General features: G+C 55.1%; 16 protein-coding genes. 5 read left to right on the top strand and 11 right to left on the bottom strand.

Going from position 1 to position 20,939, the window contains the following annotated elements:
* Positions 1-486 precede the first annotated feature (486 nt).
* The 4 genes from ACR8BN_RS06245 (at position 487) to yfaE (ending at position 6,106) form a co-directional block, all read left to right on the top strand.
* Positions 487-1,818, top strand: a complete 1,332-nt coding sequence (locus tag ACR8BN_RS06245) for a gluconate:H+ symporter (protein ID WP_143790140.1) — start codon at positions 487-489, stop codon at positions 1,816-1,818.
* Positions 1,819-2,354: 536 nt separating this feature from the next.
* On the top strand, positions 2,355-4,640 hold the full coding sequence (gene nrdA / locus ACR8BN_RS06240; RefSeq protein WP_010258098.1) for a class 1a ribonucleoside-diphosphate reductase subunit alpha: 2,286 nt from the start codon (positions 2,355-2,357) through the stop codon (positions 4,638-4,640).
* A 72-nt stretch (positions 4,641-4,712) separates the two neighbouring features.
* A complete protein-coding gene (gene nrdB / locus ACR8BN_RS06235; protein WP_010258096.1) occupies positions 4,713-5,843 on the top strand; it encodes a class Ia ribonucleoside-diphosphate reductase subunit beta in 1,131 nt (376 codons plus the stop codon).
* A gap of 2 nt (positions 5,844-5,845) precedes the next feature.
* A complete protein-coding gene (gene yfaE, locus ACR8BN_RS06230) occupies positions 5,846-6,106 on the top strand; it encodes a class I ribonucleotide reductase maintenance protein YfaE (protein ID WP_010258095.1) in 261 nt (86 codons plus the stop codon).
* 336 nt (positions 6,107-6,442) lie between these two features.
* Here the strand turns inward: yfaE and ACR8BN_RS06225 are convergent, their stop codons facing one another.
* Both ACR8BN_RS06225 and elaB read right to left on the bottom strand, forming a co-directional pair.
* Entirely contained in the window at positions 6,443-7,639 is a 1,197-nt protein-coding gene (locus ACR8BN_RS06225) for a nicotinamide mononucleotide deamidase-related protein YfaY (RefSeq protein ID WP_434747413.1), read from the bottom strand.
* A gap of 239 nt (positions 7,640-7,878) precedes the next feature.
* Positions 7,879-8,190 carry a stress response protein ElaB gene (elaB, locus tag ACR8BN_RS06220; protein ID WP_010258091.1) on the bottom strand — a complete coding sequence of 104 codons (312 nt, stop codon included), beginning with the start codon at positions 8,188-8,190 and terminating at the stop codon, positions 7,879-7,881.
* 335 nt (positions 8,191-8,525) lie between these two features.
* On the opposite strand from elaB, the gene ACR8BN_RS06215 reads away from it, so the two are divergent.
* The gene (locus ACR8BN_RS06215; RefSeq protein ID WP_029519710.1) at positions 8,526-10,184 is read left to right on the top strand and encodes a glucan biosynthesis protein D; all 1,659 of its coding nucleotides are present in this window, start codon (positions 8,526-8,528) and stop codon (positions 10,182-10,184) included.
* Positions 10,185-10,216: 32 nt separating this feature from the next.
* Here ACR8BN_RS06215 and ACR8BN_RS06210 read toward each other — a convergent pair whose 3' ends face one another.
* The 9 genes from ACR8BN_RS06210 to nuoG all read right to left on the bottom strand — a co-directional run bounded on the left by ACR8BN_RS06210 (position 10,217) and on the right by nuoG (position 20,937).
* Entirely contained in the window at positions 10,217-10,675 is a 459-nt protein-coding gene (locus ACR8BN_RS06210; RefSeq protein WP_010258085.1) for a GNAT family N-acetyltransferase, read from the bottom strand.
* Positions 10,676-10,797: 122 nt separating this feature from the next.
* Positions 10,798-12,255, bottom strand: a complete 1,458-nt coding sequence (gene nuoN / locus ACR8BN_RS06205) for an NADH-quinone oxidoreductase subunit NuoN (protein ID WP_010258083.1) — start codon at positions 12,253-12,255, stop codon at positions 10,798-10,800.
* 6 nt (positions 12,256-12,261) lie between these two features.
* Positions 12,262-13,782: an NADH-quinone oxidoreductase subunit M gene (gene nuoM, locus ACR8BN_RS06200; RefSeq protein ID WP_010258081.1), complete on the bottom strand. Its 1,521-nt coding sequence runs from the start codon at positions 13,780-13,782 to the stop codon at positions 12,262-12,264.
* Positions 13,783-13,992: 210 nt separating this feature from the next.
* A complete protein-coding gene (nuoL, locus tag ACR8BN_RS06195) occupies positions 13,993-15,828 on the bottom strand; it encodes an NADH-quinone oxidoreductase subunit L (RefSeq protein WP_010258078.1) in 1,836 nt (611 codons plus the stop codon).
* Entirely contained in the window at positions 15,825-16,127 is a 303-nt protein-coding gene (gene nuoK, locus ACR8BN_RS06190) for an NADH-quinone oxidoreductase subunit NuoK (protein ID WP_003854236.1), read from the bottom strand. Before nuoK ends, nuoL begins: the two co-directional genes overlap by 4 nt.
* Positions 16,124-16,675 carry an NADH-quinone oxidoreductase subunit J gene (gene nuoJ / locus ACR8BN_RS06185; protein WP_010258075.1) on the bottom strand — a complete coding sequence of 184 codons (552 nt, stop codon included), beginning with the start codon at positions 16,673-16,675 and terminating at the stop codon, positions 16,124-16,126. Before nuoJ ends, nuoK begins: the two co-directional genes overlap by 4 nt.
* Positions 16,676-16,685: 10 nt before the next feature.
* Positions 16,686-17,228 carry an NADH-quinone oxidoreductase subunit NuoI gene (nuoI, locus tag ACR8BN_RS06180; protein WP_031590610.1) on the bottom strand — a complete coding sequence of 181 codons (543 nt, stop codon included), beginning with the start codon at positions 17,226-17,228 and terminating at the stop codon, positions 16,686-16,688.
* A gap of 11 nt (positions 17,229-17,239) precedes the next feature.
* Positions 17,240-18,217: an NADH-quinone oxidoreductase subunit NuoH gene (gene nuoH / locus ACR8BN_RS06175; RefSeq protein ID WP_003854240.1), complete on the bottom strand. Its 978-nt coding sequence runs from the start codon at positions 18,215-18,217 to the stop codon at positions 17,240-17,242.
* Entirely contained in the window at positions 18,214-20,937 is a 2,724-nt protein-coding gene (gene nuoG, locus ACR8BN_RS06170; RefSeq protein WP_434747412.1) for an NADH-quinone oxidoreductase subunit NuoG, read from the bottom strand. The genes nuoH and nuoG overlap by 4 nt, the downstream gene beginning before the upstream one ends.
* Between the last annotated feature and the right edge of the window lie 2 nt (positions 20,938-20,939).

The raw sequence follows: 20,939 nt of genomic DNA, 5'->3' as shown, positions 1-20,939 counted from the left end.
TTAATTCATTAGACCGGATTACTGACTCAACCCTGACCTTTAAAAACTTATTGATTTAAAAAATAAAAAAAATAAAAATCACGTTGATAAAACCCCAGATTTAATTATTCATTAGGTAAAGAACTTATCCTGTCAATGCGCTCATACCGCTCTGAAGTGATGGTTTTAACACACTGTGACAAGCTTCAAAAAACCTCCATCCGCAATTAAATATACTAGAATGGTAGAATTACCTGATACTCAGTGACCTGACTGTTGATGCCTTAGATAAAGAGGGCTGAAACCTGTATAGCCCGGCAATCAATCTGTAAACGTCGCTACAGTGAGCGCTATAAATGGCGATTAAGGCTGAAAGCCTCCGGCCAGACAAACAGCGACTTTAATTCTGAACAGGGCAAACGGTGCTGAATAAGTTACCAGCCAGAATAATAACGGGCAGTCGTATATGCCTGCATAAGATTAACTTCATCACTGTTAAGGATAACCATGACGCCCTTTTTATCGCTTTTTTGGGTACTGGCTGGTATCGCGATATTAGTCGTACTCAATCTGAAATATAAATTCCACAACGTCTTCTCTCTGCTGATTGCGGGCATGTTTGTTGCCATCATGGTGGGCATTCCGTCAGATAAAATTGTCGGCGTAGTCCAGATGGGGATCGGCAGCATCATGGGTCACCTTGCGCTGATCATCATATTCGGCGCGATTATTGGCAAGTTCATGACCGAATCGGGTGCAAGCCAGCAGATAGCGGATACGGTCATCCGCCATTGTGGCACTCGCTTCCTCTCGACCGGGCTGATGTTTATCGGCGTCATATTCGGTATTGCGATGTTCTACGAGGTCGCCTTTCTGATTGCCATGCCGCTGGTGATGAACATAGCTAAAAAAGCGGATATCCCTTACATGAAGCTGGTCATCCCGACGGTGGTCGGCGCCACCATGGGACACAGCCTGTTTCCACCACAGCCGGGGCCGGTTGCCCTCATCAGCGCATTTAACGCGGATATCGTTCAGGTCTATCTTTACGGCGTTGTGGTGATTATCCCTGCCCTGTTTTGCGCTGGCGTTTTACTGCCTCGTTTCCTGCCGGGAATCAGCCGTATTCCGCTTAATTCCATGATCAAACCGATAAAAGAGCTGGCATCTGAAGATCTTCCTTCTTTCAGAATCAGTATTCTGATCCCGCTGATCCCTGCGGTGCTGATGATTCTGGCGTCAGTGGTCAAACCCCTGGCCGGTGATGGCGCTGAGCTGACACGCGTCTTTAAACTGCTGGGCAGCGCGGAGGTCAGCATGCTGTTCGCCACGCTGGCTGCGATGTGGTTTCTGGGGGTTAAACGGGGGATGACTTCCGAAGGCATAACAGAGCACGTTACCAACTCGATTTCGCAAATTTCCAATGTGCTGTTTGTCATCAGCGCCGGCGGCATCCTTAAACAGGTGATCATCGATTCTGATGTGGGTGACAGCATTGTCCAGCTCATGAGTCATGTGCCCTTCTCACCTTTTATCATTGCCTGGTTAATCACGGCAGTGATCCGCATTCTTACCGGCCAGGGCGCGGTAGCCGCCATTACTTCAGCGGGCATCGTGGCCCCGATGGTCGAGGCCTTTCATCTTAATCCGGCGCTGATGGTGCTTGCCGTAGCCTGTGGCAGCAACACCATCACGCTGATGTATGACGGTGGCTTTTTACTGTTCAAAGAGACCTTTGGTATCTCCATGAAAGACACCTTCAAAACCTGGGGGCTGCTGGAGTTGATCAACTCGGTCGTGGGTCTGGGCATGGTCATCCTGATCAGCCAGCTTATTTAGTTTTTCCGCCTCTGCCGTACAGGATTCACGTCAGAGGCGATTCACTTTACTCCCTTCCGTGCCAAAGAGAGATTGCTGCAGGAAAACGCATACTGAGGCATTCTGTTATGTGCCAGAGAGTTACGCGTTTCTGGCGGTCAGCCATCAGAAGCAGCGGCAATGGCCTGACCCGCTCACAGCAACCCGCTAGCGGCTTTTAGCCATTTTTCATCCCTTTTCCTGCTGAATCCTGAGGATTGAATAAGAAACACGCGCCCGATCATAATAAGAAAAAAAGTGTGATCTGGTTGACATGATGCCAGGCCTTACAAGGCGTGGGCTAAGAAATTTCGCAAGAATTACAACCCCTCCAGCCATCATTTTTTGCTCTTGTTAAGCGGCCGTAAAATACTAAAATATGCCCCCATGTAGTTATGGCTTTTCCCATCACCCCCTAGATGTAGTGTTTATCCACACATTATTCACAATGAATAGGCTGTGTATAAACCGGGATTTCTTTTAATTTTTGGATACTCACGCAAAGGTAAAAACGCGACATGAACCAGAGTCTGCTCGTTACTAAACGCGATGGCCGCCAGGAGCGCATTGATCTCGACAAAATTCACCGTGTGCTGGACTGGGCAGCTGAAGGGCTGAACAACGTCTCAGTTTCACAGGTTGAGCTGCGCTCTCACATTCAGTTCTATGATGGCATCAGAACCTCTGACATTCATGAGACCATCATCAAGGCCGCAGCAGACCTCATCTCCCGCGATGCCCCTGACTATCAGTACCTGGCTGCCCGCCTGGCGATCTTCCACCTGCGCAAAAAAGCGTATGGTCAGTTTGAGCCGCCAAAGCTCTATGACCAGGTCGTTAAGATGGTCGACATGGGCAAATATGATCGCCACCTGCTGGAAGATTACAGCCAGGAAGAGTTTGCGCAGATGGACGAGTTCCTCGACCACTGGCGTGACATGAACTTCTCCTATGCCGCTGTGAAGCAGCTGGAAGGTAAATATCTGGTGCAGAACCGCGTTTCGGGTGAAATCTACGAAAGCGCGCAGTTCCTCTACATTCTGGTCGCCGCCTGCCTCTTCTCCGGCTACCCGCGCGACACGCGTATGGATTACATCAAGCGTTTCTATGATGCGATCTCGACGTTTAAAATCTCCCTGCCGACGCCAATCATGTCTGGCGTACGCACCCCAACACGTCAGTTCAGCTCCTGTGTACTGATCGAGTGTGGCGACAGCCTGGACTCCATCAACGCCACCTCCAGCGCGATTGTGAAATATGTCTCTCAGCGTGCCGGCATCGGTATCAACGCCGGTCGTATCCGTGCGCTGGGCAGCCCGATTCGCGGCGGTGAAGCGTTCCATACCGGCTGTATCCCGTTCTACAAGCATTTCCAGACCGCGGTGAAGTCCTGTTCTCAGGGCGGCGTTCGTGGCGGCGCAGCCACGCTGTTCTACCCGATGTGGCATCTGGAAATCGAAAGCCTGCTGGTGCTGAAGAACAACCGTGGTGTTGAAGGCAACCGCGTGCGTCACATGGACTATGGTGTACAGCTCAATAAGCTGATGTATCAGCGCCTGCTGAAAGGCGAAGATATCACCCTGTTCAGCCCGTCTGACGTGCCTGGCCTGTATGACGCATTCTTCGCCAATCAGGATGAGTTTGAGCGCCTCTATACCAAATATGAGCAGGATCAGAGCATCCGTAAGCAGCGTGTTAAAGCGGTCGATCTCTTCTCACTGATGATGCAGGAACGCGCCTCTACCGGCCGTATCTACATTCAGAACGTCGATCACTGCAACACCCACAGCCCGTTTGACCCGAGCATTGCGCCGGTTCGCCAGTCTAACCTCTGCCTGGAAATCGCCCTGCCGACCAAACCGCTGGAAGATGTTAACGACGAAAACGGTGAGATTGCCCTGTGTACGCTCTCTGCGTTCAACCTCGGCGCCATCGAAAGCCTCGACGATCTGGAAGAGCTGGCTACCCTGGCAGTACGTGCGCTAGATGCGCTGCTCGACTATCAGGACTACCCGATCCCGGCTGCCCAGCGTGGCGCGATGGGTCGTCGTACCCTGGGTATCGGCGTCATTAACTACGCCTACTATCTGGCGAAGCATGGTGTGCGCTACTCCGATGGCAGCGCCAATGGCCTGACACACAAGACCTTTGAAGCAATTCAGTATTATCTGCTGAAAGCCTCAAACGAACTGGCAAAAGAGCAAGGTGCCTGCCCGTGGTTCAATGAAACCACCTATGCGCAGGGCATTCTGCCTATCGACACCTACAAGAAAGATCTGGACGCGATCAGCAACGAACCGCTGCATCTCGACTGGGAAAGCCTGCGTGAAGAGATTAAAACGCACGGCCTGCGCAACTCGACCCTGTCTGCGCTGATGCCGTCTGAAACCTCGTCGCAGATCTCCAATGCCACCAACGGCATTGAGCCTCCACGCGGCCACATCAGCATCAAAGCGTCGAAAGATGGCATCCTGCGTCAGGTCGTGCCGGAGTATGAGCGTCTGAAAGATCAGTACGAACTGCTGTGGGAAATGCCGAACAACGACGGCTACCTGCAACTGGTGGGTCTGATGCAGAAATTCATCGACCAGGCGATTTCGTCCAACACCAACTACGATCCGTCGCGCTTCACCAACGGTAAAGTGCCGATGAAACAGCTGCTGAAAGATCTGCTGACGGCGTATAAGTTCGGCGTGAAAACGCTCTACTATCAAAACACCCGTGACGGTGCTGAAGATGCGCAGGATGACCTGGCACCTTCTATCCAGGATGATGGCTGCGAGAGCGGCGCCTGTAAGATCTAATGGTCAGGCGGGAGAATCTCCCGCCTCATTCATTTCACGAGGCCTGGCTTCGTCTACTTTTGGACAACTTTTATGGCTTACTCCACTTTCTCACAGAACAAAAATGATCAGCTGAAAGAGCCGATGTTTTTCGGTCAGTCCGTAAACGTGGCGCGCTTCGACCAGCAAAAATATGACATCTTTGAAAAGCTGATTGAAAAGCAGCTCTCCTTCTTCTGGCGTCCGGAAGAGGTCGACGTTTCCCGCGATCGCATCGATTACCAGGCGCTGCCGGACCACGAAAAACATATCTTTATCAGCAACCTGAAATATCAGACGCTGCTGGATTCGATTCAGGGCCGCAGCCCGAACGTCGCGCTGCTGCCGCTGATTTCGATTCCTGAACTGGAAACATGGATTGAAACCTGGGCGTTCTCAGAGACGATTCACTCCCGTTCTTACACCCACATCATCCGTAATATCGTTAACGATCCGGCGGTGGTGTTTGACGATATTGTCACCAATGAGCAGATTCTGGCGCGTGCTCAGGATATCTCACGCTATTACGACGATCTGATTGAGATGACCAACTACTGGCATCAGCTGGGTGAAGGCACGCATCAGGTCAATGGCAAACCGGTTGTCGTCAGCCTGCGCGCCCTGAAGAAGCAGCTCTATATCTGCCTGATGAGCGTCAATGCGCTGGAAGCGATTCGTTTCTACGTCAGCTTCGCCTGTTCATTTGCGTTCGCTGAGCGCGAGCTGATGGAAGGCAATGCCAAAATCATCAAGCTGATTGCCCGCGATGAAGCGCTGCACCTGACCGGCACCCAGCACATGCTGAACCTGCTGCGCAGCGGTGAAGACGATCCGGAGATGAAAGAGATTGCGGCAGAGTGCCGTGAAGAGTGCTTCGAGCTGTTTAAGAAAGCAGCGCTGCAGGAGAAAGAGTGGGCAGAATATCTGTTCAGCGGCGGCTCAATGATCGGCCTGAACAAAGATATTCTCTGCCAGTACATTGAGTACATCACCAATATCCGTATGCAGGCTGTTGGTCTTGATTTGCCGTTCCAGACGCGCTCAAACCCAATCCCATGGATTAACTCCTGGCTGGTCTCTGACAACGTTCAGGTTGCGCCGCAGGAAGTGGAAGTGAGCTCCTATCTGGTGGGTCAGATCGATTCTGAAGTTGGCGCTAACGACTTCGACGACTTCCAGCTTTAATGATGAGCCGCGACGTTGTTATTCTGCGCAGTTCCGGCACCCGGCTGGAATGCACAGACGAACATACCAATCTGCTGACGCTGCTGGAAGCCAACAATCTCTGCGTGGAGTTTCAGTGCCGCGAAGGTTACTGCGGCTCCTGCCGGATGCGGCTGCTGAAAGGCGAAGTGCATTACCCACAGCGGCCGCTGGCCTTTGTGCAGCAGGATGAGATCCTGCCCTGCTGCTGCAAAGCCAAAGGCGAGATTGAGCTGGAGTTATAACTGAGATGGAATAAGTCTGGCTTGATTTGCTGTGAGATCGAGTCAGCTTAGGGAACACGGTCAGATCGGAAAGACGCAAAAAGCGTCATCCCTGACAGCTCGGCCCGCGCGATTACGCACCTCATCCCTGAGGTGCGCCCGTAGCCGGGCCAACGCGTAGCGTTGTTCAAAAACGCTCCCGGCGTTTTTGTCCCAGGCGCGGGACGCTTTCCTCCTCTGCCCGTCTTCCCTGCGCTTTGAGCTAATTTATTGCTGCGAGAATGACGATGTATGGGGGTTAATTCGCAGTCACATACAAAACGGGCGCCTCAGGCGCCCGTTTTATTTTCACTGACATTACTGTCTGACAGTTTCAACTACATCAATCCAGCCGTGACCGGTGCTCACTTCGCTGCCGTGTAACCAGCGGCGCAGCATATTCATCGCCATCATCGCCACCACCTTCTGCCGCGTCTCCAGATTATGGCGACCGGTACTGAACTTCACACGCTGACCAAAGCTGCCATCCGGCGTATGCAGCGCCACCGAAATCTCTTCCTGCTCCAGGCTGCCAACAGAGAGCGCCAGCGCGGCCTGCTGCTGTGCAGCAAGTTCGCGGGTGCGGATCACCTGCTGCTCCAGCGTCTCCTGCCCGGATGGAAAGATGTCAGCGCCACGCAGCGGCACGCTGGCGCCAGCCAACTGCCAGTAGAGCAGTCCGGCGGTGTATTGCTCACTGACTGCCAGCTGCTCACCGCGCTGCTCCAGCTCACGTGCCAGCAGCGCCGGTAAGCCTTCGGTGCCTTCGAAAATGGTGCACTCCGCCAGTTGCAGGCGCACCTGCTGCCACACCTGCTCCATCGCCACCCGCTGACTGGCCGGGCCGGTGAGCTTGATCTCGATGATCGGCATGGACGAGCGATATCCCATGACTACGCCTTCCGGCAGCGCCAGCGGCTCCAGTTCGGCGGCAATATCGCTTTCACCACGACCGAAGGTAGTCAGCCGCAGACAAATCGGTGGCTCGGGCGGCGAAAATTTCGCTTTCAGACGGGGGATGATCTGCTGCTCCACCATCACTTTAAATTCAGACGGCACACCAGGCGTGAAGAACATCCAGCAGCGATTGAGTTGCAGGGCAAAGCCACAGGCGGTACCGACCGGATTATCAATCAGTTCCGCATTAGCCGGGATTTCCGCCTGCTTGCGATTGCTGGCCGCCATCACGCGTCCCCGGCTGGCGAACCAGGCTTCCATCTGTTCCAGCCACTCCTGCTGCACCTCTAGCTCAACGCCACAGGCTCTGGCGGCTGCCAGCGCACTGAGATCGTCACTGGTCGGCCCCAGACCGCCATTTACAATCAGCACATCTGCCTCATGGCTGCGCGCCTGTAGCGTGGCGATTAGCGATTCGAGTGAATCTCCTACCGTGGTGCGGCTGGTCATAGGTAACCCCTGCTGGAACAGCATATCCGCCAGCCAGGCTGCGTTGGTATCGACGATTTGGCCATGCAGCACCTCATCCCCGGTCGACAGCATCTCTACTCTAATCACGTTGAGTTCTCCTTTTCACGTTTGCTTTACTGTACGAACTCCTCCCGCCAGACACAATCGGCATCACCAGGGATTGTGACCATTGCGTCTCAGGCACATTGTGCATAAAGATAGCGAGGGTGAAGCAGGATCAAGGGAGGGGAAGGTGTTCAGGGAGTTAAAAACCAATAAAAACGGCGGGATTGCCCCGCCGCTTTTTTATTACTGTTGTCTGCTACAACCGGGTCAGCGAATCGCGATTAACGACGCGCCAGCAGCAGACCGAGTACCAGACCGGCTGTTGCACCGATACCGACCCCCTGCCACGGTTTTTCGTGTACGTAGTCGTCTGCACGGTAAGCCGCTTGTTTAGCGCGATAGTAGTAGCTATCGGACGCCTGGCTGACACGGGATTTCACATCGTTCAGCGCCTGTTCGGCTTTGCTTTTAAGCTCAATGTACTTCTGATCGGCCGGATCGCCTGATGCCTTAAGAACTTCTTCCAGCGTTTCAGTCAGTAACGCAATATCGTCATCGAGGCCCGTTTCGAATTGATTTGTCTGGTTTACCATCGTTTCCTCCGTGTGAATTGCAAAGCAGTTCATTAACTATAGCCATAATCTGGCGCTCTGCTGATTTCCTGCTCCAGGAATCACCTGATTTTTCATCTGTTAATCTTGCTCAGTGCAGGCTGTGCGCCGTTTCGCTGCGCAAAGAAGTGTAAGACGCAGCGGCAACCGCGGAATTTCGCTTCGCTTCTTTGATTAATCTGATAAATTTTGTCGTGACTGAATTTTCCAGTAACCCTACTGTCGTACCCCTCTGTTGCCTGTGATTATCGGGCCATGAAAGTGCATTTTGCACGACAGTCACGACACCCTCGAACAGCTAAGGAATAATCTCTGGCATGAATCGAAGAATGTTTATGAAAGCGTCAATGGCCTTCTCCGCCGTCAGCGGCATGACCGGCCTGTCAACGCTGTTTGCGCAATCCGCATGGGCAGAAGATGGCATTGCTGACGGAACCGCCGTACGCTTCGATTTCGACGTATTGAAGAAAAACGCGGCTGCGCTGGCGAAAAAACCCTGGGGCGGAGCACCGGGCGCGCTGCCGGAGACACTGGCCACACTGACCCCGCAGGCGTACAACGAAATTCAGTATGACGCCAACCACTCACTCTGGAACAACCTGCCCGATCGTCAACTGGACGTTCAGTTCTTCCATGTCGGTATGGGCTTCAAGCGGCGCATCCGCATGTTCTCTGTTGACGGCGAGAGTCGCGAAGCGCGCGAAATTCACTTCCGTCCCGAATTGTTCAACTACAACGACGCCAAGGTCGATACGAAGCAGCTGGAGGGCAAAACTGACCTCGGCTTCGCCGGGTTCCGCGCCTTTAAAAAACCGGAACTGGCCCGTCGCGACATCGTCTCCTTCCTTGGCGCAAGCTACTTCCGTGCCGTTGACGATACTTTCCAGTACGGCCTCTCGGCGCGTGGCGTTGCGATCAACACCTTCAGCAATGGCCAGGAGGAGTTTCCCGATTTCACCGCCTTCTGGTTTGAAACGCCAAAAGCGGAAGATACCACCTTTACCTGCTACGCCCTGCTGGATGGTGCCAGCGTCACCGGTGCTTATAAATTCATCATCCATTGCGAAGAGAAACGCGTGGTGATGGAAGTGGAAAACCACCTGTTTGCCCGTAAAGAGATCCGTCAGATTGGCATCTCGCCAATGACCAGCATGTTCAGCTGCGGCACCAACGAACGCCGCATGTGCAACACTTACCATCCGCAGATCCATGACTCCGATCGCCTGGCGATGTGGACCGGTAAAGGCGAATGGATTGCCCGTCCGCTGAATAATCCTCAGCGTCTGCAGTTCAACGCCTATGAAGATGAGAATCCGCGTGGGTTTGGCCTGCTGCAGCTTAATCACGACTTCAAAGATTATCAGGATGTGATTGGCTGGTATGACAAACGTCCCAGCCTGTGGGTTGAGCCGGTGGGTAAGTGGGGCAAAGGCGCGATCAACCTGATGGAGATCCCGACTACGGGTGAAACGCTGGATAACGTGGTCTGCTTCTGGCAACCGGCTGAGCCGGTCAAAGCGGGCAGCGAGCTGAACTTCTCCTACAAGCTTTACTGGAGTGGTCTGCCACCGGTGCGTAGCGGTCTGGCGCGCGTGGATGCAACCCGTACCGGTATCGGTGGTTTCCCGGAAGGCTGGGCGCCTGGCGAACACTTCCCGGAAACCTGGTGCCGCCGCTTCGCCATCGATTTTATTGGTGGCGATCTGCAGGCTGCTGCGCCGAAAGGTATTGAGCCGGTGATTACCGTTTCATCCGGTAGCGTGAAGCAGGTTGAGATTCTGTATGTCGATCCGCTTAAGGGCTATCGCATCCTGTTTGACTGGTATCCGAACAGCGACTCCACCGAGCCGGTAGAGATGCGTCTGTTCCTGCGCAGCAAAGATGAGACGCTGAGTGAAACCTGGCTCTATCAATATTTCCCGCCTGCGCCGGATCAACGTAAATATGTCGATGACCGCCAGATGACGGTGGGTTAATGTAAACAGGCGAGGCTCAGGCCTCGCCTTTTTTATGGCGCGTTCTTCAGCATATCGACATGAGGGATCCCATCTTCCAGGTAGTTCTCCCCCACCGCGACAAAGCCATGCTGCCCATAGAAACTTTCCAGATGCGCCTGCGCGGAGAGAAACAGATCGCGGCCCGGCCAGTGCTGCTGACAACTATTGATTGCCTGCTCCATCAGACGATTACCCAGCCGCGCGCCACGAACCCGATCTGAAACAATCACCCGTCCGATTTTCACCGGGCTGGTCTCATCCTCCGGGGAGAGCAGTCGCGCATAGGCCACCAGCTGGTCATCCGCCATTCCCAGCAGATGCCGGTTTTCCGCCTGCAAATCTTTGCCATCCACATCAAGGTAAGCGCACTGCTGTTCCACCACAAACACGGCACTGCGCAACGCCAGCAGGGCATAGAGCTGTGAGGGGGTCAGTTCGCTATGGTGTTTATCCTGCCAGTTAATGTCCATGGTCTCTCCTTTAAACCACACACTCTACATCAGCGCGGTGTCGCCAGCACCTGCTGGTGACACCCTTTTACAGGCAAAAAAAATCAGGCCCGGAGGCCTGATTCGTCAGTCGCAGCACGCGCTTACATCAGCGGTTGAGCCATCTGCACCAGTCTGATCAGCGGCTGCGGGTAAACCCCTAACAGCAGCACCAGAATCGCAGAGATCAGTACCACCACACCACCGGCCGTAAATGCCCAGTTAGCCGGAGTATCACGGGTATGCAGTTCCGGCGGGCTGAGGTAGAGACTCACCGTCACGCGCAGATAGTAGTAGAGGCCAATCGCACTACCCGCGACTACAGCACCGGTCAGCCACCACAGGTGCGCACTGACGCCTGAAGCGATAACGTAGAATTTACCGATAAAGCCCAGCGTCATCGGGATACCCGCCAGTGACAGCATCATCACCGTCATCACCGCTGACAGAATAGGACGATGCCAGAACAGGCCGCGATAGGAGTAGAGCGAGTCAGCATCCGGACCACGATACGGGCTGGACATCAGACTTACCACACCAAAGGCACCCAGGCTGCTGAACAGATAACCGGCCAGGTATACGCCAGAGGTTTCCAGCGACAGCTGATGATCTTTCACCGCAATCAGCGCCACCAGCAGATAACCGAGGTGGGCGATAGAGGAGTAACCCAGCAGACGCTTGATGTTGCTCTGCGAAATCGCCATCAGGTTACCGAACAGAATCGACACAAAGGCGATCATGGCCAGCACTGTGCGCACCGCTTCGCTGTCGGTCACCGGCGCATACATAAACAGACGCATGATGACACCGAAGATTGCAATCTTGCTGGCGGTGGCCAGGAAGGTTGAAACCGGCGCAGGCGCACCCTGATAAACATCGGGGGTCCAGAGGTGGAACGGAACCAGTGAGAGCTTAAAGCCCAGACCGATGATCATCATACCCAGCCCCACCAGCAGCAGTGGCTCGTGGATCATGCTGTCAGTCAGGCTCTGGCCCAGCGCCACAAAGCTCAGGTTACCGGAGTCGGCGTAGATCAGCGCAATACCAAACAGCAGAAACGACGAGGCCGCCGCCGAAAGAATAGTGTACTTCAGTGCGGCTTCAAGCGAACGTTTCTGGCGGAAGGCGTAGCCAATCAGACCAAACAGCGGCAGCGACAGCAGTTCAATACCGATGAACAGCGAGGCCAGATGATTAGCACTGGCCAGCACGATGCCACCAAGTGCCGCAATCAGCACCAGCAGGTAGAACTCATCTTTGTTGTCCGGGAAGCCCGCCAGCCATGGATAGGCAAAGGTACAGGTCGCCAGACTCGCCAGCATGACCAGCGCGGTATAGAACATCGAATAGCCATCGACGCGCAGCAGCGGCGTGACATCCATCGCCCCGACCTGACCGACAAAGTAGAGCGAGAGCAGCGCCAGGTTCAGGCCAACTACCGTTAGCGTGGCGTTAACGAAGTGGTTGCGTCGCCAGGCAATGGACAGCATCACAACCACCACCGTCAATCCGACGATTAACAGCGGTAGCAACGCAATCAATTGGTGAGGAGTTATTGTCATGGCGAATTACGGCCTTGTAGTTGAAATTGAAGCGGTAAACCACTGCTGAATATTGCTCATGGCAGCGTGCGAAGTATCCAGAATCGGCTGTGGATAGACGCCCAGCAGCACCAGCAGCACCACCAGAACCCCGATAGTCATAAACTCACGCGGTGACATGCCTGGCAGCGGATCTTTCGATTTCGCTTCGCCGTAGTAAGCGCGCTGCATCATCACCAGCGAGTAAATCGAGGCGAACACCAGACCAAAGGTCGCGATGATGATAATCATCGGCACCACCTGGAAGCTGCCGGTCAGAATCATAAATTCGCCGACGAAGTTACCGGTGCCTGGCATACCGAGGTTGGCAACAGCAAAGAACAGCGACAGACCCGGTATCCATTTAATGCGCGACCACAGGCCACCCATCTGACGCATATCGCGAGTATGCAGACGCTCATACAGCTGACCACACAGAATGAAGAGTGCTGCAGCGGAGAGACCGTGCGCAATCATCTGAATCACCGCGCCCTGCAGCGCCAGCTGGCTGCCGGTGTAGATGGCAATCAGCACAAAGCCCATGTGCGAAATCGAGGTGTAAGCAATCAGACGTTTGATATCGGTCTGCGAGAAGGCCATCCAGGCACCGTAGAAGATACCGATGATGCCTAACCACATGGCAATCGGTGCAAACTCAGCTGACGCATTCGGGAACAGCGGCAGACTGAAACGCAGTAAACCGTAAGCTGCGGTTTTCAGCAGGATACCCGCCAGGTCGACAGAACCGGCAGTTGGCGCCTGACTGTGCGCATCCGGCAGCCAGCCGTGCAACGGTACCACCGGCATCTTCACCGCAAAGGCGATAAAGAAGCCCAGCATCAGCAGATATTCAACACCGCTCGACATCGGCGTCTGCAGCAGCTGTTCGTAGTTGAATGTCCAGACGCCAGTCGCGTTGTAGTGAACAAACACCAGGCCCAGAATCGCAATCAGCATCACCAGACCTGAAGCCTGGGTGTAGATGAAGAATTTGGTCGCGGCGGAAATACGGGTTTTGCCGTCCGATGCTTTATGACCCCAGAGCGCGATGAGGAAGTACATCGGCACCAGCATCATTTCCCAGAAGAAGAAAAACAGGAACAGGTCGATGGAGAGGAACACACCGATCACGCCGCCCAGGATCCACATCAGGTTCAGGTGGAAGAAGCCCTGATACTTTGAAATCTCATTCCAGGAACAGAGCACCGCCATCAGACCGAGCAGGCCGGTCAGCACCACCATCAGCAGCGACAGGCCATCAATGGCTAAATGGAAGCTGATACCGAAGCGTGGGATCCACGGAACGGAGAAACTTGACTGCCACTGCGGAATGCCCGCTGCCTGCGTCAGTGAATAGCCTCCCTGCAACCAGAGTTGCAGTGAAAGCGCCAACGTCAGCCCCATAGTGATCAGTGCAATCCAGCGTGGCACCTTCGCGCCGAGGCGCTCAGTGAGCCAGCAGATCAGACCACCGACGAAGGGTATGATAATTAGCCAAGGTAATAACACGGCACACTTCCCTTTTCTTTGTCTTAGTTCGGGCTATCTTACTTGCCAATTTGGCTCCCGGCAGTGCTCGCAATCCTCACATACCTCGGTATGCTCCGGTTGCTTTGCGCTGGCGGTAACCAAACTGGCTGCGACGATAACGCCCTTGCTCAGGACAATTTTTGACATTCTCAATGGGCAGATTAGCTAACCTGCCCCGCTCATCAATCTTTAAATCACCAGCAGCAGAGCCAGCACCAGCACGGCGCCCACGCTCATTGACGCAACGTACCAGCGCAGGTAGCCATTCTCACTGACTACCAGGCCTTTGTTGGCAATACGTGACAGCAGCGCAGGCAGGTTCATCAGGCCATTCAGTGGGTCGCGCTTCAGCAGCCACGCAATACCCAGATAAGGTTTGACGAACACTTTATCGTAGAGCCAGTCGAAGCCCCAGGCCGCAAACCACCAGGTGCCGAAGAAACGGCCTGGTGCACTGTTTGCGATACGGGTAACCAGCTCACGTTTGCCCAGCCACAGCGCGGCAGCGATCAGAATGCCGACAATCGCTACGACGCCCGAGGTGATTTCAAGTCCCACTTTGCCCGCTTCACCGAATTCATTGGCTGGCAGTACACCTGCCAGCGGCGGCGTGATCAGCGCACCAATAAAGGTGGAGAGCAGCAGCAGCACAATCAGCGGCAGATGATGGGTAATACCCTTACCGGCGTGCGCATGAATTTTCTCTTCGCCGTGGAACACGATGAAGATCATGCGGAAGGTATAGATAGAGGTCAGGAACGCTCCCACCAGACCCGCAACCATCAGGTTGATGTGACCGTTAGCCAGTGCGCCAAACAGGATCTCATCTTTACTGTAGAAGCCCGCTGTAATCAGCGGCAGTGCCGCCAGCGCCGCGCCGCCCACCAGGAAGCAGGTGTAGACCAGCGGAATGCTCTTACGCAGGCCGCCCATTTTGAAAATGTTCTGCTCGTGATGGCAGGCCAGAATCACTGAACCCGAAGAGAGGAACAGCAACGCTTTAAAGAAGGCGTGCGTCATCAGATGGAAAATCGCCGCATCCCACGCCTGAACACCCAGCGCCAGGAACATGTAGCCAATCTGGCTCATGGTGGAGTATGCGAGAACACGTTTAATGTCGGTCTGTACCAGCGCGGCAAAGCCTGCCAGCACCAGGGTAATCGCCCCGATAATCCCGACCAGATGCAGCACTTCCGGCGTCAGCAGGAAGAGACCGTGGCTACGGGCAATCAGGTAGACACCTGCTGTCACCATGGTCGCGGCGTGGATCAGTGCCGAAACCGGTGTCGGACCGGCCATCGCATCTGCCAGCCAGGTCTGTAACGGCAGCTGTGCCGATTTACCGACCGCGCCACCCAACAGCATCAGCGTTGCCCACTGCAGCATATGGTTATCTGCGGCAAAGTGCGCAGGAGCCAGCTCCATCATCTCGCGGAAGTTCAGCGTGCCCAGCTCGTTGTAGAGGATGAACAGGCCGAATGCCAGGAAGACGTCGCCCACGCGGGTGATGATGAACGCTTTCATCGCCGCTTTGCCGTTTTCCGGATTGCTGTAGTAGAAACCGATCAGCAGATAAGAGCAGAGCCCTACCCCTTCCCAGCCCAGATACATCAGCATCAGGTTATCGGCCAGCACCAGAACAACCATGCTGGCGATAAACAGGTTGGTGTAGGCGAAGAAGCGGGAGTAGCCCTCTTCTCCGCGCATGTACCAGGAGGCGAACATGTGAATGAAGAAACCGACACCGGTCACGACAGACAGCATGGTCAGCGACAGGCCATCCAGCGTCAGGTTCACCTTCATGTCGAAGTTGCCGACATGCATCCAGGTCCAGAGCGCCTGCGTGTAGGCTTGCTGGCCGTTGGCGAAGAAGTCAAAACCGACCATAGCCGTGGTCAGGGCCGCCAGACCCACCGATCCCATACCAATCGTGGCCGACAGGTTCTCTGACCAGCGACCGCGCGAAAACGCTAACAGCAGAAAGCCGATCAGCGGAAACAAGACAGTTAAATAGAGAAGATTCATCCGCGCATCTCGCTCACAGTATCAATGTTCAGCGTCTGACGACGACGATAGAGCTGAAGCAGCAGTGCCAGACCAATACTGGCTTCCGCTGCCGCCAGGCTGATCGCCAGGATATACATCACCTGTCCATCGGCCTGACCCCAATAGCTCCCGGCAACCACCAGGGCTAAGGCGGCGGCGTTGATCATGATTTCAAGGCCGATCAGCATAAACAGCAGATTGCGGCGTATTACCAGCGACGTCAGTCCAAGGACAAACAGCACGGCAGCAAGAATCAATCCATGTTGTAACGGGATCATGCGTTCTCCTTTTTCACCTGAGCGGCGTCAGCATTACGGTTACTCAGGACTTCGCCCTGACGCTCTTCACGACCGATATGGAACGCCACGACCAGACCCGCCAGCAGCAGCATTGAGGCCAGTTCAACCGCCAGTACGTAAGGACCAAACAGGCTGATGCCGACCGCTTTGGCGTCGATGATGGTGCCATCGATGCCCTGATCGTTGGCGGTCAGGATGGCGTAGACCATTACGACCAGCAGCAGCAACGAGACGATACCCGGGCCAATCCATAGTGACGGGCTGAGCCACTCACGCTCCTGCTTCTCGGTCTGTTTGCCTAAGTTCAGCATCATGACCACGAAGACGAACAGCACCATAATGGCACCGGCGTAGACGATGATCTCCAGCGCACCGGCAAAATAGGCACCCATAGAGAAGAAGACGCCCGCGATCGATAACAGCGAAACGATCAGGTACAGCAACGCATGTACCGGATTAGTGTGGGTAATGACGCGCAACGTCGTCAGCACCGCCACCAGCCCGCAAAGATAAAACGCAAATTCCATGCCTTGCTCCTTAAGGTAATAAGCCTTTGACGTCGATAGGCTTCGCTTCGTTTTCCGCTTCGCCCTTATCTTTACCGTCAATCGCCATACCTGCCATGCGGTAGAAGTTGTACTCCGGATATTTACCCGGCCCCGAAATCAGCAGATCGTCCTTCTCATACACCAGATCCTGACGCTTAAACTCACCCAGCTCGAAATCGGGGGTCAGCTGAATCGCCGTGGTCGGACAGGCTTCCTCACACATGCCGCAGAAGATGCAGCGTGAGAAGTTGATACGGAAGAACTCCGGGTACCAGCGGCCATCTTTGGTTTCAGCTTTCTGCAGCGAGATACAGCCAACCGGACAGGCAACCGCACACAGGTTACAGGCGACGCAACGCTCCTGACCATCCGGATCGCGGGTTAACACGATACGGCCACGATAGCGCGGTGGCAGATAAACCGGCTCTTCGGGATACATCTGAGTTTCACGTTTGGCGAAGGCGTGCAGCCCGATCAGCCAGATACTGCGAACTGTCGTGCCAAAGCCTGTGACAATATCTTTCAAAGTCATTTGTTAACCCCTTACGGCGCTGTGTAGAGAATCACTGCGGCAGTCGCCAGCAGGTTCAACAGCGTCAACGGCAGACACACTTTCCAGCCGAATGACAGCACCTGGTCGTAGCGCGGACGCGGAAGCGCAGCACGAATCAGGATGAACATCATCATAAAGAACGCCGTTTTCAGGGCGAACCAGATGAACGGCGGCAGGAATGGGCCGTGCCAGCCACCAAAGAACAGCGTTACAATCAGCGCTGAAACGGTGGTAATCGCCACATATTCGCCGACAAAGAACAGTCCGAACTTCATACCGGCATATTCGATGTGATAACCGTCCGCCAGTTCCTGCTCCGCTTCTGGCTGGTCAAATGGATGACGGTGACACACCGCCACGCCAGCAATACAGAAGGTCACGAAACCGAAGAACTGCGGAATGATGTTCCACAGGTGCGTCTGGCTGTTGACGATATCGTTCATGTTGAACGAGCCCGCCTGCGCCACCACACCCATGAGCGACAGACCCAGGAACACTTCGTAGCTCAGGGTCTGCGCCGAGGCGCGCATCGCACCCAGCAGCGAGTATTTGTTATTACTCGACCAGCCGGCAAACAGCACCGCGTAGACCGCAAGGCCCGCCATCATCAGGAAGAACAGCAGACCGATATTCAGGTCTGTCACCATCCAGGTTGGCGAAACCGGTACGATAGCAAAGGCCAGCAGCAGTGAAACAAAGGCGATAACCGGCGCAAGGGTAAAGATAAAGCGGTCGGTAAACGGCGGGACCCAGTCCTCTTTAAAGAACATTTTGATCATGTCCGCTACCAGCTGGAGCGAGCCGCCCCAGCCTACGCGGTTTGGTCCGTAACGGTTCTGGAACAGGCCGAGCAGACGACGCTCGGCGAAGCTCATGAACGCGCCGCAGGCCACAACCACCAGCAGAATCACGATGGCTTTAACAATGGCCAGCAGAATGTCGATAACGTCCGGTGTTAACCAGCTCATTGCGCCGCCTCCTGCAGAGTGTCGATTTTACCGTTCGCCAGGAATGGCGGAACGCCCGGCATGCCCAGCGGCAGACCAATCTGTCCCGCCTGCAGTGACGCCGAGAAACGGACCGGCAGACGCACTGTCTCACCGGCACAGATGAACTCAACCGCCGCGCCATTATTGACGCCCAGCTTCGCTGCATCTTCCGGGTTAATCACCAGTGCAGGCGGTGCCATACGCTGCTGGAAGACCGGTGAACGCTGTGACATCTCTTCACTACCAAACAGCTGGTAGAGAGGGGCCACGCGCCACTGCGCTTCACTGACGAATGCCGCCGGAACGTTGCTGAACCAGGGCAGACTGGCTGCGCTGGCTTCAAACAGCCGTACACCCGGATCGCCATTACGTAGTTTGCCGCCCACTTCAACCTGGAACTTGTTCCACGCCTGCGGTGAGTTCCAGCCCGGTGCCCAGGCAAACGGAATCTGCGAACGCGGTGCGCCTGGCTGGTTGTTCCCTTCCATTGAGAAGGCGAACATCGTGTCCTGATCCTGCGGCTGACGCGGTTCGTGCACGCTGATATTGGCGCGCGCCGCGGTACGGCCACTGGCACGGTGCGGTGAACGCGACAGTTTCTGTCCACGAATACGGAAGCTGGCATCCGGTGCCGCATCCTTGATTCCGGCCAGCTGTGGCAGATGACTCACCACCGCATCGATCACGTGGTCCAGCTGCGTCCAGTCGACGTGACGGCTTTCCAGCGTGCTGTGCAGCGAATGCAGCCAGCGCCAGCTCTCCAGCATCACAACGTTGTTGTCATAGTAAGAAGGATCGTAAACCTGGAAGAAACGCTGTGCGCGGCCTTCATGGTTGATCGAGGTGCCATCACTTTCGGCGAAGCTGGCGGTTGATAACACCAGACCCGCTTTCTCCAGCGTCGCGGTGCGCTGATGATCAACCACAATTACGTTAGTGGTCTGGGCCAGCGCCGCATCCACCAGCGCTTTCGGTGCATGGCGATAGAGGTCATTTTCCAGTACCACCAGCGCATCGGCTTCACCGTTGCTCAGCTGCTCCAGCGCGCTCTCCAGAGGATTACCGCCCATCAGGCCAAGACCCACGCTGTTGGCGTGTCCCGCCAGCAGCGTAATCCCGACGTCGGCACCGCGCGCTTTCAGCGCTTTGGCCACGTTGGCGGCCGCTTCGATCATCGCGCTGCTGCCGGAATGGGTCCCGGAAATAATTAACGGTTTTTTCGCGCCGGCCAGCGCCTGCACGATGACATCCATCTTGCCGTTCAGTTTGCTGTCGAAATCGGTCACCGCCGGGGCGGTTTCATCCAGCGCACTGGCGATAGCGAAACCGAGACGCGCCTGATCTTCAACCGGTGCGCGATAGCTCCATGCCGCGATATCATCCAGACGGGTTTCATCGACGTTGGTGATAAACAGCGGATGTTTCGCATTCTGACCGATGTTCAGGATCGCGGCGATCTGCCAGTCTGCCACTTTCTGAGCGGCAGCCATATCGCGCGCTTTGCCTTTCACGGCCTGACGCACTGACAGCGCCACGCGTGCGCCAACCTGGGTCAGATCTTCGCCCAGCACCAGCACCGCATCGTAGCTTTCAATTTCACGCAGCGATGGCGTATAGATACCGCCCTCACGCAGGATTTTCAGCATCAGTTCAAGCCGGGCCTGCTCACCCGCTGGTATGCCGGTAGAGAAGTTCTCTGCACCGACCAGTTCACGCAGCGCGAAGTTACTTTCAATGCTGGCGCGCGGCGAGCCGATACCGATCACTTTTTTCGCCTGACGCAGCAAATCTGCACCGGCATTGACCGCCTGCTCTGCGTTCAGCGTCACCCAGTCGTTGCCGCGCAGCAGCATCGGCTGGCGTGGGCGATCTTTGCGGTTCACGTAGCCATAGCCAAAGCGGCCACGATCGCACAGGAAATAGTGGTTTACGGTGCCGTTATAACGGTTTTCGATACGGCGTAATTCACCATAACGCTCACCCGGGCTGGTGTTACAGCCCACACTGCACTGCTGGCAGATGCTCGGCGCAAACTGCATATCCCATTTACGGTTATAGCGTTCGGAGTGCGTTTTATCGGTGAAGACGCCGGTCGGGCAGATTTCAACCAGGTTACCGGAGAATTCGCTCTCCAGCGTGCCATCTTCCGGGCGTCCGAAGTAGACGTTGTCGTGTGCGCCATAGACACCCAGATCCTTGCCATCGGCATAATCTTTGTAGTAACGCACGCACCGGTAACAGGCAATACAGCGGTTCATCTCATGGGAGATGAACGGGCCGAGATCCTGATTACGGTGGGTACGTTTGGTGAAGCGATAGCGGCGGAAGCTGTGGCCGGTCATTACTGTCATATCCTGCAGGTGACAGTTACCGCCCTCTTCACACACCGGACAGTCGTGCGGGTGGTTGGTCATCAGCCACTCCACCACGCTTTCGCGGAACTCTTTTGCTTCGCCATCATCGATGGAGATGAATGTGCCGTCAGAGGCCGGCGTCATGCAGGACATGACAAGACGGCCGCGGGTATCTTCGGCATTCTGGAATTGCTTTACCGCACACTGGCGGCAGGCCCCAACGCTTCCCAGCGCCGGATGCCAGCAAAAGTAAGGAATATCAAGGCCCAGAGAGAGACATGCCTGTAGCAGGTTGTCCGCTCCGTTCACATCATACTCTTTACCGTCTACATGAATTGTAGCCATAG

The organism is Pantoea sp. Lu_F5_004, assembly GCF_051136245.1.
In the GTDB taxonomy this organism is placed as follows: domain Bacteria; phylum Pseudomonadota; class Gammaproteobacteria; order Enterobacterales; family Enterobacteriaceae; genus Pantoea; species Pantoea agglomerans.
This window is presented reverse-complemented; position numbering and strand designations above follow the sequence as displayed.